Source organism: Flavobacterium sp. FlaQc-52 (assembly GCF_044007495.1).
In the GTDB taxonomy this organism is placed as follows: Bacteria; Bacteroidota; Bacteroidia; order Flavobacteriales; family Flavobacteriaceae; genus Flavobacterium; species Flavobacterium cupriresistens.
The window spans coordinates 486,481-502,300 of the sequence record NZ_JBIPCV010000001.1; the positions used below are offsets into that span (position 1 = coordinate 486,481).

General features: G+C 32.7%; 15 protein-coding genes. 2 read left to right on the plus strand and 13 right to left on the minus strand.

All coding sequences use genetic code 11. The features are described from left to right. Nucleotides 1-322: 322 nt before the first annotated feature. The 10 genes from ACHRV5_RS02215 to ACHRV5_RS02260 all read right to left on the minus strand — a co-directional run bounded on the left by ACHRV5_RS02215 (nt 323) and on the right by ACHRV5_RS02260 (nt 10,001). Nucleotides 323-1,324: an NADP-dependent oxidoreductase gene (locus ACHRV5_RS02215; protein WP_395425574.1), complete on the minus strand. Its 1,002-nt coding sequence runs from the start codon at nt 1,322-1,324 to the stop codon at nt 323-325. Between the two features lie 17 nt (nt 1,325-1,341). Continuing rightward, nucleotides 1,342-2,217 (minus strand): SDR family oxidoreductase, encoded by an 876-nt coding sequence (locus tag ACHRV5_RS02220; protein WP_395425575.1) that lies wholly within the window; start codon nt 2,215-2,217, stop codon nt 1,342-1,344. Next, nucleotides 2,174-2,875, minus strand: coding sequence for an SDR family oxidoreductase (locus tag ACHRV5_RS02225; protein ID WP_395425576.1), 702 nt, complete (start codon nt 2,873-2,875; stop codon nt 2,174-2,176). The genes ACHRV5_RS02220 and ACHRV5_RS02225 overlap by 44 nt, the downstream gene beginning before the upstream one ends. 150 nt (nt 2,876-3,025) lie before the next feature. Continuing rightward, the gene (locus tag ACHRV5_RS02230; protein ID WP_230001997.1) at nt 3,026-3,616 is read right to left on the minus strand and encodes a TetR/AcrR family transcriptional regulator; all 591 of its coding nucleotides are present in this window, start codon (nt 3,614-3,616) and stop codon (nt 3,026-3,028) included. A gap of 267 nt (nt 3,617-3,883) precedes the next feature. Further along, the gene (locus tag ACHRV5_RS02235) at nt 3,884-4,756 is read right to left on the minus strand and encodes an AraC family transcriptional regulator (protein ID WP_047775339.1); all 873 of its coding nucleotides are present in this window, start codon (nt 4,754-4,756) and stop codon (nt 3,884-3,886) included. A gap of 174 nt (nt 4,757-4,930) precedes the next feature. Beyond that, on the minus strand, nt 4,931-5,473 hold the full coding sequence (locus ACHRV5_RS02240) for a cysteine hydrolase family protein (RefSeq protein ID WP_395425577.1): 543 nt from the start codon (nt 5,471-5,473) through the stop codon (nt 4,931-4,933). A gap of 446 nt (nt 5,474-5,919) precedes the next feature. Next, nucleotides 5,920-6,372: an Lrp/AsnC family transcriptional regulator gene (locus ACHRV5_RS02245; protein ID WP_047775354.1), complete on the minus strand. Its 453-nt coding sequence runs from the start codon at nt 6,370-6,372 to the stop codon at nt 5,920-5,922. 355 nt (nt 6,373-6,727) lie between these two features. After that, nucleotides 6,728-7,720, minus strand: coding sequence for a bile acid:sodium symporter family protein (locus ACHRV5_RS02250; protein WP_047775356.1), 993 nt, complete (start codon nt 7,718-7,720; stop codon nt 6,728-6,730). Nucleotides 7,721-7,886: 166 nt separating this feature from the next. Beyond that, entirely contained in the window at nt 7,887-8,918 is a 1,032-nt protein-coding gene (locus ACHRV5_RS02255; protein WP_047775357.1) for a methionine synthase, read from the minus strand. 30 nt (nt 8,919-8,948) lie between these two features. Continuing rightward, nucleotides 8,949-10,001 carry a DUF1852 domain-containing protein gene (locus ACHRV5_RS02260; RefSeq protein WP_395425578.1) on the minus strand — a complete coding sequence of 351 codons (1,053 nt, stop codon included), beginning with the start codon at nt 9,999-10,001 and terminating at the stop codon, nt 8,949-8,951. A gap of 268 nt (nt 10,002-10,269) precedes the next feature. Here ACHRV5_RS02260 and ACHRV5_RS02265 point away from each other — a divergent pair, with 268 nt between their 5' ends. Further along, the gene (locus ACHRV5_RS02265) at nt 10,270-10,899 is read left to right on the plus strand and encodes a nitroreductase family protein (RefSeq protein WP_395425579.1); all 630 of its coding nucleotides are present in this window, start codon (nt 10,270-10,272) and stop codon (nt 10,897-10,899) included. Between the two features lie 117 nt (nt 10,900-11,016). Continuing rightward, the gene (locus ACHRV5_RS02270; protein ID WP_395425580.1) at nt 11,017-11,421 is read left to right on the plus strand and encodes a helix-turn-helix domain-containing protein; all 405 of its coding nucleotides are present in this window, start codon (nt 11,017-11,019) and stop codon (nt 11,419-11,421) included. Between the two features lie 456 nt (nt 11,422-11,877). On the opposite strand, the gene ACHRV5_RS02275 is transcribed toward ACHRV5_RS02270, so the two are convergent. The 3 genes from ACHRV5_RS02275 to ACHRV5_RS02285 are packed head-to-tail and all read right to left on the minus strand — an operon-like array spanning nt 11,878 to nt 15,660. Continuing rightward, nucleotides 11,878-13,473, minus strand: a complete 1,596-nt coding sequence (locus ACHRV5_RS02275; RefSeq protein WP_395425581.1) for a DUF262 domain-containing protein — start codon at nt 13,471-13,473, stop codon at nt 11,878-11,880. After that, complete coding sequence (locus ACHRV5_RS02280) at nt 13,470-14,546, minus strand: hypothetical protein (protein ID WP_395425582.1); 1,077 nt, start codon at nt 14,544-14,546, stop codon at nt 13,470-13,472. Before ACHRV5_RS02280 ends, ACHRV5_RS02275 begins: the two co-directional genes overlap by 4 nt. After that, nucleotides 14,530-15,660 (minus strand): DUF3696 domain-containing protein, encoded by a 1,131-nt coding sequence (locus ACHRV5_RS02285; RefSeq protein ID WP_395425583.1) that lies wholly within the window; start codon nt 15,658-15,660, stop codon nt 14,530-14,532. The genes ACHRV5_RS02280 and ACHRV5_RS02285 overlap by 17 nt, the downstream gene beginning before the upstream one ends. Nucleotides 15,661-15,820 lie beyond the last annotated feature (160 nt).

Sequence of the window (15,820 nt, forward strand, 5' to 3'; positions counted from 1 at the left end):
GTAATTCATAGAGCCAAAGAAAGACAATCCTGCCTTAACTTAGAACATTCTTTTAAAATCCTCCATAAATTTTGTAAATTTATATATCAGTTTAATGCGATAAATCAATTGAGTTTTTACAATTTTTGCATCAATCCTCAACGGTACATCTAAACCAAAATTATAAAGCCAATGAAAGACAGGCTTTACATGTAGTAAGCCAATCTCTTCAAATCTTCCAAAAAATTTATTGTAATTTGTCCCGTAGAGGTCACAAAAACAAAAGCTCAATTCGAAAGAATTGAGCTTTTGTTTTATGTATTATAATAAACTGTTGTCAATTTTAATTAACCTTAATCACAACTTTCCCTTTAGTACGCCCGCTTTCTACATAAGTCATAGCATCGTTAGCTTTATTAAATGGAAATACTTTGTCTACTACCGGGCGTATAATTCCAGAATTGATGAGTTCTGTAATTTGATGAAGTTGCTCCCCGCTTGCTTTCATAAAAAGAAACGAATAATATACTCCTAATCGTTTTGCTTTTTTCTTAGTACTGTAACTCAGAAAAAACATCACTATTTTTAATACGGCATTGAGTCTAAATTCTTTTGCAAATTCCGGATCTGGCGGACCTGAAATTGATATTAGTTTTCCTCCTGGTTTTAATATCCGAAGGGATTTTTCCAGACTGACAGCATCTTGACTGTTTAAAACAACATCATAATTTTTAAGAATGGTTTCAAAATCTTCTTTTTTGTAATCAATAACAATATCTGCACCAAGGCTTTTTACCAATTCAATATTTGTAGTGCTGGTTGTCGTGGCAACTGTAGCTCCTAAGTGTTTGGCCAGCTGAATCGCAAAGGTTCCTACGCCGCCAGAACCTGCCTGAATAAATACTTTTTGTCCTTTTTTTAAAGCGGCTATTTCAACTAATGCCTGCCAAGCTGTTAACCCAACTAACGGAATTGAGGCCGCTTCTTCCATCGAAATAGTTGTTGGTTTTAGTGCAGCATCATTTTCATTAATGGCAATAAATTCAGCAAAAGTACCTATCTTAAAATCGGCTGGACGCGAATAAACTTTATCTCCTATTTTAAACTTCTTTACTCCAGAACCTGTTTTTACCACAACTCCTGCCACATCATGACCTAAAATAAGTGGCATTTTGTAAGGAAGCATAGCTTTAAATTCACCACTTTTAATCTTAGAATCTAGCAGATTAACTCCGGCTGCACTTACTTTAACCAAAATATCGTTTTCTTGTAGTTTTGGCTCCGGAACTTCGACCAGAGTCATACCGTCTTTAGGTTTATAACTCTTTATTATAAATGCTTTCATATGATTTTATTAAGTGATTATTTTTGTAATAATTTATAGCTGTTTTTAGGATTAACTAAAGCATATGCTAATTGAGGAAAGAATCTATTTAACAAATACAAAACTTTTGTATCTCCTATTCGAATCGTATAATGATCTTTCTTTAAAGCATTAATAAACTCTTTCACAAACTCTTCTGTTGTTAGTTTTTTACCTGTTCTATCTGCAGTCATTTCGGTAGCAACAACTGGAGGAAGAAGTTCAAATACTTTTACACGACTGTTTAAAATCTGTAAATGTTTACGCAGCGATTCTGTATAAAAAGCTAATGCCGCTTTACTCGCAGAATACGTTGGTTCTACAATTGAAGGTACATAACGAAGAAGCGAGGTTGTAGTAATAATGGCGCTTTCTCTTCGTGATTGGAGCATATCCATAAAAAGATTATTTAAGCGAATTACGCCAAGATAATTAACCTCAATTTCATAGGCAGCATTCTTGCTATGTCTTTCATCTGTAAGAGCTAAATTTAAAAGCGGACTTAACACTCCTGCATTATGATATAAAATATCAATTCCGCCCAATCCTCTTATATGATTGAAAAGAGCAATCGCATCTTCTTCCTTTCCGGCATCACTTTTTATAGTAATTAAACTTGAATGCGCTTTTTTTGCACTATCAAGCTTCTCTTGATTTCTACCCGTAATAATAACTTTTGCGCCTTGCCGCAAGAATTGTTTTGCAGCCTCAAGACCTATTCCAGAACCTCCGCCGGTAATTAATATCACTTTATCCTTTAGTACCATAATTTTACATTTTCCTATTAATTCAATCTCTAATGAAAGATTTAGATCTAAGTTATTTTCAGTTTTATAATTTATCTGCGAACTTTTTTGATTCTCCAACCAAAACATCAAATTGATTTTTCTCTAATGCCAAGAATAATTCATCTGCAACTTCTGAAGGTGGAATCCCGTTTGCACCACCAATCTCAGCAGAAAATTCTGTATTTACCAAAGGTGGATAAACTTCATAAACATTTAGATTAGGATTTTCTTCAAATGAATCTCTTAAACCTTGTGTATAAAGATGTAATGCAGCTTTACTTGCAGAATAAGTTGGCAGGTATTTATTTCCTCTAAAAACTGCAATCGAAGTAATATTTACAATTGCTGCATCTTTTTGCTGTACTAAATGAGGCAATACCAATTGTGTAAAATCGATAACACTTAAATAATTCGTATTAATTTCCTGAAATGCTTTTTCGGCAGCATTGTTTTTGCTGTCGCTTAAATCATTCATAAAGGCAGCACCGGCATTATTGATGATAATATTTACCTCAGGATATTGTGTTGTTAATTCTTTTGCAATTCGAATACGATCTTCTGCTACAGATAAATCTCCTTGTATTGCAACAGCATTGTCTAATTCTTTCAATGCGTTTTGTAAACGTTCTTCATTACGCCCGTTGATGATCACTTTATTTCCTGCGGCACTTAATTTTTTTGCAAATGCTAATCCAATTCCAGCGCTACCGCCTGAAATAAATATTGTATTATTAGTTGTTTTCATTTTGTTATTTATTTAATTGTTAAATATTTAAATTATAATTTTATACTTTTTAGTATATTTTATACTCAAAAAAAGATTGAAGGCTATAATTTTTCTTCATTTAAAAACTATAAAATATACTAAAAAGTTTATTTTAAGCCAAAAAAAAAGTCAAATTACAAACTGCTCTAATTCTTCCTTCAAATTTTTAATAAGGCCTTGCATAGGTTTAGCAGTATTCATAGTTCTGCATAAAACTAAAGCGCCTTCAACGGCTGCAACTGCTTTAAAAGCATAGATTTCGGGTTCTAACTTATTTGTAAACTCACCATCTAAGATACCTTTGTTTAAAATTTCGACAAATAAATCCTGTCCATTTCTGATCACGCCAGCCACTCTTTCTTTGATTATTGGAAAAGTATCATCTGACTCTACGGCCATATTAAACACTGGACATCCGCCTTTTATATTGGTTTCTAATGGATCTTTATAAAAATCCAAATAAGCAAAAACCTTAGTTTTAGCCGTTTTAGCTTTATTAATAGCCGCTACCAATCTCAATCCGTTATAATCAAGCATGTAATTTACTACCTGAATAGACAAATCTTCTTTACTTTCAAAATGCCCATAAAGACAGCCTTTTGTCAACTTAGCAGCTTCAAGTACATCATCAATGCTCGCGCCTGCAATTCCTTTTTGATTAAAAATAGGAGCCGCAGTTTCAAGTATAAATTGCTTTGTTCTTTCCGCTTTAGTTAACATTACTCTTTTAATTAGAGTACAAATATACTAAAAAGTATATTTTAAAATACATTTTCAGATTTTTTTAACATACAACCGATAGGTTCTCAAATTTCCTTAAATCATTCATAAAATGGTTTGTAAATTGCAAACTAGACGTCACAAAATTTAAAGCTCATTTCTTTCGAAATGAGTTTTTTTTATTTGCAGCTGGTTTTATTAAGGAGTAAAAAGTTATAAATAATAAATAAACTTGATGACATTTTGATAGTTTGGATAACTAAAATGCTATGAAAATATACCATTTTGGTAATCTGAGAGGAACTGGCTGCTGGTTATTCCTGTCTGAGTTTTAAAAAATCGCATCAAATGTCCAGGTTCTGAAAAATGAAGATCGTAGGCTATCTCAGCAATAGTTTTTCCAGAATGTATCAGGTCATTCTTTATTTCAAAAAGCAGTCTCTGTTTTAAGAGCTCTGTCGCGGTAACATTAAACTGCTTTTTCACACAAGAGTTAATTGTAATCCTGCTAACATTTAATAAATCTGCATAATAGTCAATGCGTTGCTTTTGCCTGATATGTATTTCTACTAATTGTTTAAACTGGTAAGCGAAATTATTTTCTGCCCTATCTATGGAAAGATTATTTGCACCAGCATACATTCTGTTGAACTTCAAAAGCAAATAATAAGTAAGAGATCGTATGATATGAATACTGTCTGTTTTGCTATTAACAAGTTCGTATTTGATTTCCATAAGCTGGTCAAATGCTTTTTGAACTTCTTCCCTTCCAATACTAATATTTAAAGGATAATTTAATTGATAAAAATAAAGAAGCCGATACGTAAAGAATTTGTCCGAAAAAAAATCATTAAGAAAATTTTCCTGAAAAACCAGAACAGTATAATCCAATCCCTCTCTTTCCAAAGCCCATTGCCTTTTTTGAAAAGGAGAAATAAAAACAATTGTATTGTCAGTTATATTGATTTTCTGCTGATTTAAAATCAGGGATCCCTTGGCAGTCTTAAAAAGTAATATTTCAAAAAAATCAGTATTGTAAGTATCTCGCTCCAAATATCTCTCACTCAGCATATCGCCGTGCAATACGTTGAGAAGCACTTCAACACCACATTCTGTTTTATGAAATTTAACTGTTTTCATTTTTTCTAATTAGTTAACCTATTGAAATCCGTTTCTTTTACTTTTAAGATTTGTTCTAACATTATAATTAAAGCAAATTTACAACTTCATTTACAAATTACTTCAAACCAGAAAAATGAGCAGTAATTAATTACGGCCCATTTCATAAAAGTAATTTCTTATTTATCTTTAATTTTACGAAAGCAGATATTCTTCTGTTGTAGTAATTTTTGCGTAAAAGAATTCTAATGCCGCCAAAAATGCATTATGAACATCCGCAGCTTTTACATCTTGATCATTTATTTGAAGATTCATTGTAGCACAGGCATCTCCAATTACTGTACATTCAAATCCATAATCAACAGCAGCTCTTGTTCCTGCGTCAATGCACATGTGAGTCATCATTCCCGCGATTACCAAATGTGTTATCTTCTTTGACTGCAGATATTCCAATAAATCAGTATCCCTAAAACTATTAGGGAACTGTTTCGTAATTACTTTCTCCTCTTCCAGCGGTTTTACATTTTCATGAATTTCCGCCCCTTTTGTACCTGGAACAAAAAAGGGAACACCTTCTCCCGATAGGTGCTGAACATGAACAATAGTCCCATTTTCTTTTCTAAAATGCTCTAATAGTTTCTTTGCGTTTTTACTTGCGCCAATAGGATTTACAAGTTCTAATGCCCCATTTTCAAAATATTCTTTCTGTATATCAATTAATAATAGTGCCTTATTCATTTTATTTTAATTTTAAAATTTATATCTGACAAAATTAAAACTTAGAGTAATGATACCAGATACCAAAGCACTCTCAATAGATACCATTTTGATAAGTAAAGGTTTTTATAAATATCTGATTTGAAATTAAAAATAAAAAGTGACTCACGGTTTTGGTTTGGAATGATAAACTATATTAAACAAACTCAAATTTAGATAACATTTTTACATCAATCCCCGAAAGGACAAGCAAACCAAAATACTGAAGACATTCAAAGACAGCCTCTACTTCCAGTAAGCCAATCTCTTCAAATCCTGCATAAAATGGTGCAAAATTTGTCCTTTAAGGGTACAAAAAAGAGACAACTAGCAAATAGTTGTCTCTTTTTTTATGCATTAATATGTAGATTTATGAAGCCTTTACAACCTAACATTTCATGGTTCGATTTAAATAAACCATCGCGGAACTATCCATACATATTTTTTATCTCCGACATAACAAAGGTACTTTGGGTACTCCCTATGCTTTCAACTGATCCCAATTTATTAAACACAAAATCCTGATAATGCTTCATGTCTTTGGCAGAAACTTTCATTAAAAAATCGTAATCTCCTGAGATATTGTAACATTCCACAACTTCTTCTATTTTCATAATATCACTAACAAACTGATTCCCGATATTACGATCGTGCTGTTTCAGTTTGATGTTACAGAAAACGATAAATCCTCTGTTTAATTTTTCTGCATCCAGTAGTGCTATATACTTCTTAATATAACCATTATTCTCTAATCTTTTAATCCGCTCAAAAACAGGCGATGCCGAAAGATTTACCATTTTAGCAAGCTCTTTTACAGTGTATTTAGAATTATCGTGAAGTATATTTAATAACTGAAGATCAATATCGTCTATTTGTTCCATTGAATGTTTTACTTTAAACAAGTTTAATTTATTTATAATAACAGAATAAAATTCTTCAAATATAACTCAAAACAACATAAAAATCTTATTCTGTGTAAATTAAAAACATACCATACTGCAAAGTTTATTTTCACAGTATAAAAATCCAAAATACACTATTTTATCACAGGGAATGATGGAGTTGATGCCTTTTAGCTGTTCAAAGCTAAAAATATCTTAATCGTGATGACAGCTATGATTTTGATGATCAAATACTATTTGTATTAAAATTGTCATCGCTTGACGTCGTTTTAAAATCTATCTTTATCCTTAGGCACACTTTATAAAAAGATAAAGGGTCACGTCATAAATAAAATTATACTTCTTTTCGGCGAGCCATACCCTGAGCGATGATACTAGCGGCAATCAATTGCAAGGCATGATAAAGCATGAGTGGCAGCAATACGATGCCGGTGATGGTACTGTGTTGAAAAAGTACTTTTGACATAACAGTGCCGTGTACCAATGACTTTTTAGACCCACAGAATAAGACTGTAATACGATCTTCATCTGAAAAACCAAACAGGCGGCTTAGTAGTCCGACACAAAAGAATACGGTAAAAAACAATACCATCATCCCTGCAGCCAATCCGGCAAGTTCAAGGGCGGTGAAGCCTTCAAAAAGATGTTGGGAAAATGACTTGCAAAACGACGTATAAATAATCGTTAGAATAACTGCCTGATCGAAATATTTGAGCTGCTTCTTGTATTTTTCGGCAATGGCACCGAAACGGGAATTGAGGCTTATGCCAATGATGACGGGCAGCAAGACTTGCAGAATCAACTTTGTGCCGATTTGAGTGACATCAAAATCGCCAGTTGCAGAAGCTATAAACAGCCCGACCCAGAGCGGCGTAACCACTACTCCAATCAAACTGGAAATACTCGCATTGAAAATGGCTGCGGGAATGTTTCCCTTGGCGATGGAAACCATGACCACCGAAGACGATACTGTAGACGGTAAAGCTGCCAGAAAAAATACACCCAGCCAAAGCAGTTCGAAGCCGTTATTGACAAACAACGGGCGAAATGCCAAAACAATGAGCGGAAAAAATAAAAAGGTTGTCAACTGAACGACAATGTGCATTTTCCAGTTGGAAAGTCCGGCTTTTAGTTTCTCGACACTCAGTCGTAAGCCATAAAACAAGAAAATCAAGGAAACGCCGGCATTGGCAATCTCTTCCAGTGAAACAGGTTCTTTGACCATACCTGGCTTTGGCAAAAAATAAGCCATCAGAATCATGGTGGCTATCATTAACAGGAAACCGTCGAAACCTGCTTTTTTTAATACTTCTAATAATTTCTTCAATTTGTTTTAAATATTATTCCTCCGTAGAGTCAAGGTTACAAAAATAGCTTACGCAGATAAACGTGGATTCTCCAGATTCATTAGTCTGTCCGCAGAGTCGCTCTGTTAAATTATACGGACAGCAGGCTTCAAACAAGGAAACCCTATTCAAATTAATACATGGAGACTAAATCCCAAGTTCTTTTCGTATAATTTCTGCTCCTGCGCTTAAAGCACTTAACTTGCCACTAGCTACGTTTCGAGATAGCGGGGCCATACCGCAGTTTGTTGAAGGGTAAAGATTTTCGGCATCTACAAACTCAAGCGCTTTACGCAGGGTATCCGCTACTTCTTCCGGTGTTTCGATAGTGTTGGTTGCTACATCAATAGCACCGACCATCACTTTTTTACCGCGAACAAGTTCCATTAAATCTAAAGGCACATTGGAGTTGTGACATTCTAAAGACACTATATCAATTTTAGATTTTTGAATTTTTGGAAAAATTTCTTCGTATTGTCGCCACTCTGAACCTAATGTCTTTTTCCAATCCGTATTTGCCTGTATTCCATAACCATAGCAAATATGAACCGCAGTTTGACAATGTAAACCTTCAATGGCTCTTTCTAATGCAGCCATTCCCCAATCGTTTACTTCATCAAAGAACACATTAAATGCAGGTTCATCAAACTGGATAATGTCCACCCCTGCGTCTTGAAGTTCTCTTGCTTCTTCATTGAGTGCTTTGGCAAATTCCCACGCCAATTTTTCCCGGCTTTTATAATGGTCGTCGTACAAGGTGTCTACCATTGTCAGCGGGCCTGGCAATGCCCATTTTATAGGCTTATTAGTCTGTTTACGTAAAAATTTAGCATCTTCAACAAAAACTGCTTTTTGACGTGCAATCTCACCTACAACCACTGGAACACTCGCGTCATAACGGTTACGGATTTTTACTGTTTTACGATTTTCAAAATCCACACCGCTTAAATGCTCGATAAAAGTCGTTACAAAATGCTGGCGTGTCTGCTCGCCGTCACAAATGATATCCAGATCTGCCAATTGTTGTTCCTGCAGAGAAATGCGTAAAGCATCTTGTTTCCCTTCAAGTAGCTGATCACCTTCTAATTTCCATGGTGACCAAAGTTTTTCTGGTGGTGCAAGCCAGGCAGGTTTCGGTAAACTTCCAACAATAGAGGTAGGCAATAATAATTTCTTCATAATAGTATAATTTTAATGCGTTGTAATCAATTAAAGGGTAAAATTAGCAGACCATTGTTCCAGGAGATTTTTGTAAGGCTTAATGAAATGCTCTTCTGCATATTTACCCTGTTCAACAGCCAATTGGCTGCGCTCTTCGCGGTCATAAACCACGCGAGTCAGTGAATAATCTTCGTGTTTAAGACTGGGTTGATAGATTTTCCCTGCCACTGAATTTGCATTGTAAATTTCAGCGCGATAAATCTTCTGGAAAGTCTCCATCGTGCTGATTGAGCTGATTAGTCCAAGATCAGTATAATCAGCAAGTAGATCTCCGGAATGATAAAAAGCCATTGGTGCCACACTATTCGAAGGCATGAAAAAACGAACTTTCAAGCCCATTTTAGAGAAATATTCATCCGTGATTGAATACTGATCCTGCAGATACTCAAAACCCAGTACCGGATGCTGATACTCCGTGCGCGTATAAGTTTTGTTAGTCGATACACTTAGACAAATGATCGGTGACATCTTAAAGTGTTCTTTGTAAGTGGCTGAATTCACAAAGGACTTATAAAGTTTTCCGTGCAAATCACCAAAATTTTCAGGAATACAAAAATTAGATTTATCTTTATTGTGTTCGATCAATAAAATACTAAAATCATAATCACGAACATAAGAAGAAAAATTATTTCCGGCAATACCTTCGATCTGCTGGCCCGTCTTGTGGTCAAAAATATTCGTTTTTAAAACTTCAATCAACGGCAGATTGTTAATACCATTAGTATCATCAATACGCATCGTTACTGTGATGATTTCAAGTTCTACAAGGTAACGATCCGCTTTTGGATTATCCAGATGAGCCAATGCATTGAATCGATTGTTAATCATATTTAAGGCATTGCGTAAGTTTTGTTGACGATTAGCTCCCCTAGCCAAGTTGGCAAAATTGGTAGTCAAACGCGTTTGACTTGAGGGGTGATAGTTTTCATCTAAACAAGTACTCTCTAGTGTGAATGCAAAATCATTCTTGATTGTATTCTGGGTGTTTTCAATATCCTGCTTTTCGTGTATTCCGCTATTTTCTTGTATGTTCGCTTTCATCTGATGACAACTTTTAGTTTTTTTACCCTGCAAAATTGAAAATAAAAGATTTAATATTTTATATAAACCAAAAATTCAGATAATAATTCTTTTTCAATATACTTTTGAAGATTATTAATCTTTATGTAAATATAATAATGAAGGAAAACAGATAATTATTCTTTAGAGAACCAGGATATGACTGATTTGAAATTTCCTACAGCAACTCAAGACTCGAAAAAGAAAACAATATAATTTATCTTTGGCAAAACTTAAGATAGATATTGCAATGAATTTGATAGAAAATTTAAAATGGCGTTACGCCGCAAAAGCGTACAGCGCCCTTAAAGTAACAGAAGAAAAGGTTGATCAGATATTAGAAGCTATAAATCTTTCAGCATCTTCTTGTGGTCTGCAGTCTTACCGTATTTTTGTTGTAAGCAACCCGGAAATCCAAAAAAAATTAGGCGCTGACTCGTATAATGGACAGATTAGCTCCTGCTCTCATTTGTTGGTTTTTGCTGCATTTAATGACGTGACTCCAACTTACATTGACGATTACATAGCAATGACAGAAAAACAAAGAGGTCTTGAAGCTGGTGCCTTATCAGGATTTAGAAATGGATTGCATTCCTATTTTAGCGCTATTAACACAGAGCAAAAAGTACTTTGGGCGGCCAAACAGGCTTATATTGCACTAGGAACAGCACTTATTGCTGCGGCAGAATTGAAAGTGGATGCCACTCCTATCGAAGGATTTAATGCTTCTCTTATCGATGAAGTTTTGGGTTTACAAGAGAAAGGGCTGCATTCCGCAGTTATCCTTGCTTTAGGATACCGTGATTTAGAAAAAGACTATATGGCAACTACGAAAAAAGTTCGTTTGCCTATAGATGAAATGATAACGAAAGTATATTAATGTTATTCGATATCTGACAAAAAGGATGTTTTATGGGATATTTTTTTATCTTTGAAATTCAGGGTTTTTAATCCAAATGGCTTTATCTTTGAGCTTTTAGAAAAATAGATATTCGTTATGGAACAGAAAATACATCAGGGAAGAAACGTAAAACGTTTTAGAGAAATGCTTAACATAAAGCAGGAAGCATTGGCTTATGATCTGGGCGAAGACTGGAACCAAAAGAAAATTTCTATGCTGGAGCAAAAAGATGTAATTGAAGATAATCTGTTGAAACAAATTTCGGCGGTATTAAAAATTCCTGTTGAAGCTTTTCAGAATTTTGATGAGGAACAGGCGGTTAATGTTATTTCTAATACTTTTGGGGATAATAGTATTGGATATCAGAAAAATGATAATCCTACTTTTAATCCTATAGAGCAAGTGCTAAAGATGCACGAAGAAAAAATTGCGTTGTACGAGCGTATGTTGAAAGAGAAAGATGAGATGATGATGAGGCTTGAGAAATTGATAAATAAATAATTATTTAGAAGATATATTAAAACAAAAAAGAGACTATCGAAGTCTCTTTTTTGTTTTAAGCACTATTCACTTTTAGAAAAACTATCTATACTTAAATTTAATGTTACAATTTTAACTTCTAATTCAAACCGAAATACTTAATCTTTATGGTAATACTATAAAAATTCTTAGTAAAAAAAATAACTTGGCAATATTGAAAAACTGTGAATATGGCTAAATTAATTGGTTTTTAAAATAGTGAAACCCTTGGGAATTTAGTAGAGGAGCAATTTAGAAACTTTATTAGGAGGAACGACTTTCAAAGTTGCGAATGTGCTCGTAAATTCTTCACGTAGTTATTAAAAAAATTAGGCATTATAAAGTATTTTACGTCAATCTAAATAATTTTGAAATGTTACTATAAAAATAGATGGTCAAAACAATATTTAAAACCATCTAATTTCAAATTCTGAGTAATTAAAAAATGTCTTCGTAATATTCGATTCCTAATGATTTAACAAAATTCATTTCCTTTTCAACAATGCTCTCTCTTCTTCGTTTTAAAAAGATTTCAAGAGATTCACCGATACCTAGCATAAAATCTTTTTCCTCAGTGAACGGGTCCTTTTTCTGATTGTTAACTTTATAATAAACTATAGTGTTTTCAGACGAATTAATAAAAGTGCGTTCTGAATCATCTTTATCAGAAGAATAAATGATTTTTTCCAACCTAAGTCCTATTCCTTCTTCTTGCGCATCCAAAGGTTTAAAATTGTTCGAAAAATTAAGCATAAATAATGCTAAAGCTTTCCCTCTAACACTTCCCATGGATATTTTTTTAGGAAATCTCTCGGTAGTAAATTTTTTCCTTGAATCATCAAAATATACTGGATCATCATCAAATCGAATAAAATTTTGAAATGTATCGTACGCTTTTCTTTGTTTACTTAAATTATAAATTGTAAAATAATTGGAATATGTGGTAATCCAAAACCAATGCTTCAATTCTTCCAACTGCTCTTTGGTTGGACTAACGACTTTATTAAAAAAATCTGTTATAAAAATGAGCTGATTGTTATAAGGCAGGAGTTTACTATCTACTACCAAAAGCTCAAAATACAAAAATTTAACAGCTTTTTGTATCGCTTGAATGGTATCTCTAGTATTTTCAATAAAACTATAGTCATTAGCTAGTTTTTCTATTTTCCTATTATCATTTTCAGAACTTTTATCGAAGAACACTACTCCAAAAGAGTTTATTATAGAGTTAAAAATTACCTTTCTATCTAATCTATCAAAATTATAATTTTTAAGGTCAAGAAGCAGATTGTCAATCTCATTTCCTAATCTGAACCCCTTTTCAATGTTAAAAGAAAGTGCATTTAGCTTCCATTCAGAAGTCACTTTTGCACCAGTAGAATTTAATTTATCAAAAATTTCTACAGCCTCCTCAATATTCGCTCCAGTCAACTCTACGATTGGTAAATCGAACGTAGTTATCTGCTTTTGAAAATGAACATATCGATTTCTAAATAATTGTTTTTGTTCTGGAAAAATGTCGATATTTTGCATTTTATCAATAAAGTCAGCATAGGAATCATGATCAATAAATCTGTGTAATTCAACTTCAAATATTTGTAGATTTCTCTTCCCTTTCTCTATCTGATTACTCTCTAAATTATAAATTAAATTAAATCCCTGTTTTGTCCATAGCTTATTATTTTTCTTTAATGGCGTTTGATTCTCATCTATTAAACATCCAAAAAGTGTCGATAGCCTCTGTAATCCATCTAAAACATAATAGTAGTCGATAGCTCTATTGGGTAAATCATATCCTCCAATGGAATTAGACTCAAAAAGTCTATAATTTTCATTATCAATAAAGTCTGGTCTCCACAGAAATATAGTTCCAATCGGAAGCCCCTTTAAAATACTTTCAAAAAGCTGTACTTTTTTAGCATAATCCCATTCAAAGTCTCTTTGAAAAGCAGGCACACGAATAATTCCCGATTCAAAATCCTTTATAATTCTTAAGAGACGAAAAACCCTGGTTGAGACTGAAACCTGGCTCATAATAGATATTTTATTTCGTTGATAATGTGTTCGAATTCATTACGTTCATTTTGATCTGCCGGATTTACCTCTGATCTTAGTAAAGGTTGATGTTCTATTCTTTTTTCGAGATCATTCCGGTTTACAGCATTAAATTTTTCTGAAAAATCTGATTTTAAATTTGGAAATGGTAATCCACTCCCTATCAAAGTATATTGCCTGTCATTTAAATCCTTTCCATCTTTAAGCTTTTCAAATAATGTTTGAACATCTGCCTGCAGGGATTTTCTATTTTTCAGCCTACCTTTATGGGAAAATCCTTTTTCTATATCAAAAAAATCTTTTTGATGAGCATTAAACTCCAGATATATTCGTGAAAATTCTTTTTTTTTATCATTTTTATTTGCTGTCTGAAGAAAATTATTATAAACTGAATCCGGCATGTAATTTTCTTTTTCTCTCTTGTAAAGAATATGATAAGGAATCTGCATATCTTTTAAAAAACGGAATTTCGCTTCTGGCAGTTTTTTAATACTAATTGTGTCATCTTGATTAATTGTGCAGTATTCTCTATCACTGTCTTTTATGATATAACATCTTAAATACTTTTCCTTGCTTTTTGTAAAAACTGTATCATTGAACAATTCTTTAATCATCCCTTTAATTGTGTTATCACTGGCTCCGCCCCCATTTTCAAATTTTAACCAATGTCTGTCCTTGGCTGTAATTAATTCATTTCCAAAATTTCTGAAAATACAATTAATAAATACCGGCTCATATTCATAATTTTCAACTACAATTGATAGAGGTTGCTGTAAATAACAATATGCTTCTTTAATTCTAAATTCACTATCAGAAGGAGATTCAGAAACTATAATTTCTTTTTTATCAACTATTGTCATCCCTTCTTTTAAAAAATCGATATCACTTCTTGATAAAGTCTGTTTCCATTGCGAATTTTCAAATGCACTAAAATCATCAATTTTTCTTAAATTCATCCTGTGTCTACCTTTTTTAAAAAAATGCATTAGATCACTTAAATCAGAGGAATTTTTATCATTATTGAAAATGTCAGCTTTAATTGATACTATCATCTCTATCGGATTGGTTTTGCTTTAATAGTAATAATTCTCTGTAGCTTTCATTAAAAATTTCTTCGGGCCATTTTGTGAATTCACCATCTTCATCTATTTCCAATCGCTCTAATATACTCAGCTGTTGATCCTCCTTATAATCCACATAATATACAGCAATATCCTTATTTGAAAAGCTAACTTTTGGATCAGCAATCAAAGCCTGCAGTCGTAAAATAAAATTTTTTGAATGAGTTTCAATCAAATATCTTTTGTTCTTATTTTCCAAAAATGAATCCACAAATCGTTGTGCTAAATTTCCATGTGCGGCTGGATGTAAATGGCTTTCAGGTTCTTCTATAATAATAAGAGTTTCTTCCTCAACCGGCATATAGCTTCTTACGATAAGGGGCAATACTTGTCTGATGCCAGAACCCGTATTGATAATATTTATATTCTTAATTTTATCATTAGACAATACAAAATCAAACCCCTCTATGGAAGCAGCTATCTCATTAATTTCAATTTTCCATCCTTCAAAATTTGCTTCAAACCATTTAGAAATCGAAGATAGTAACAGATTATTTTCTTTACGATATTGTGCTAAAAGTTTAAAGGCATTTAGTCCTGAAATTCCAATGTTATCAATCTTACCATTAATATCGGTTATATATCCCCCTTTAGGAAACTCCCTAAAGGCATCTATATAATCAAAGGTTAATTTCAAAGATTTTACTTTCGAATGTTTAAAACCTTTTACATTTGATTTAGTAATTTTAATATCCTCATCGTTTAAATTATAATTTTTAATTTCTATATTTTCACCTCTGTTAATTCCTTTGATAGAGATCTTTAATTTTTCCTTTTCGTCAGAAATTTCGAAATCAATTGTATCAGCGAATATTTCTTTATTATAAAATAATTCCTCATATCTTTTCCCAACGCTGATTTTGCTATTTAGTGAGATTGGTTCATGAATCTCCCCTTTCAAACTTTCGCTGATCATTGTTGGTAGTTTTAGAATAGCACTTTTACCTGTATTATTCTTTCCAATTAATACTGTTATAGGTTTTATTTCTAGCTCTTGCCAGTTTTTGAATAACTTGAAGTTTTTAAATCTGATTTTTGATACCATTTAAATTACAATTTATACAAATTTAGTTTTTTATTTAACTGCTTCCTATTTTTTCCTGTTATTCCCTTTTTCAATTAAATATTTTTTTTCTAATCTATGCACCAAAGGAAGATTTTGCAAACCTTCGATTAAATAATTTGACAGTTATTATTTATTGAGT

Excerpts from the sequence above, each read along its gene's own strand:
- ACHRV5_RS02215 (WP_395425574.1), bottom strand. The coding sequence starts at position 1,324 with ATGAAAGCATTTATAATAAAGAGTTATAAACCTAAAGACGGTATGACT.
- ACHRV5_RS02220 (WP_395425575.1), bottom strand. The coding sequence starts at position 2,217 with ATGTTTTGGTTGGAGAATCAAAAAAGTTCGCAGATAAATTATAAAACT.
- ACHRV5_RS02225 (WP_395425576.1), bottom strand. The coding sequence starts at position 2,875 with ATGAAAACAACTAATAATACAATATTTATTTCAGGCGGTAGCGCTGGA.
- ACHRV5_RS02230 (WP_230001997.1), bottom strand. The coding sequence starts at position 3,616 with ATGTTAACTAAAGCGGAAAGAACAAAGCAATTTATACTTGAAACTGCG.
- ACHRV5_RS02235 (WP_047775339.1), bottom strand. The coding sequence starts at position 4,756 with ATGAAAACAGTTAAATTTCATAAAACAGAATGTGGTGTTGAAGTGCTT.
- ACHRV5_RS02240 (WP_395425577.1), bottom strand. The coding sequence starts at position 5,473 with ATGAATAAGGCACTATTATTAATTGATATACAGAAAGAATATTTTGAA.
- ACHRV5_RS02245 (WP_047775354.1), bottom strand. The coding sequence starts at position 6,372 with ATGGAACAAATAGACGATATTGATCTTCAGTTATTAAATATACTTCAC.
- ACHRV5_RS02255 (WP_047775357.1), bottom strand. The coding sequence starts at position 8,918 with ATGAAGAAATTATTATTGCCTACCTCTATTGTTGGAAGTTTACCGAAA.
- ACHRV5_RS02260 (WP_395425578.1), bottom strand. The coding sequence starts at position 10,001 with ATGAAAGCGAACATACAAGAAAATAGCGGAATACACGAAAAGCAGGAT.
- ACHRV5_RS02265 (WP_395425579.1), top strand. The coding sequence starts at position 10,270 with ATGAATTTGATAGAAAATTTAAAATGGCGTTACGCCGCAAAAGCGTAC.
- ACHRV5_RS02270 (WP_395425580.1), top strand. The coding sequence starts at position 11,017 with ATGGAACAGAAAATACATCAGGGAAGAAACGTAAAACGTTTTAGAGAA.
- ACHRV5_RS02275 (WP_395425581.1), bottom strand. The coding sequence starts at position 13,473 with ATGAGCCAGGTTTCAGTCTCAACCAGGGTTTTTCGTCTCTTAAGAATT.
- ACHRV5_RS02280 (WP_395425582.1), bottom strand. The coding sequence starts at position 14,546 with ATGATAGTATCAATTAAAGCTGACATTTTCAATAATGATAAAAATTCC.
- ACHRV5_RS02285 (WP_395425583.1), bottom strand. The coding sequence starts at position 15,660 with ATGGTATCAAAAATCAGATTTAAAAACTTCAAGTTATTCAAAAACTGG.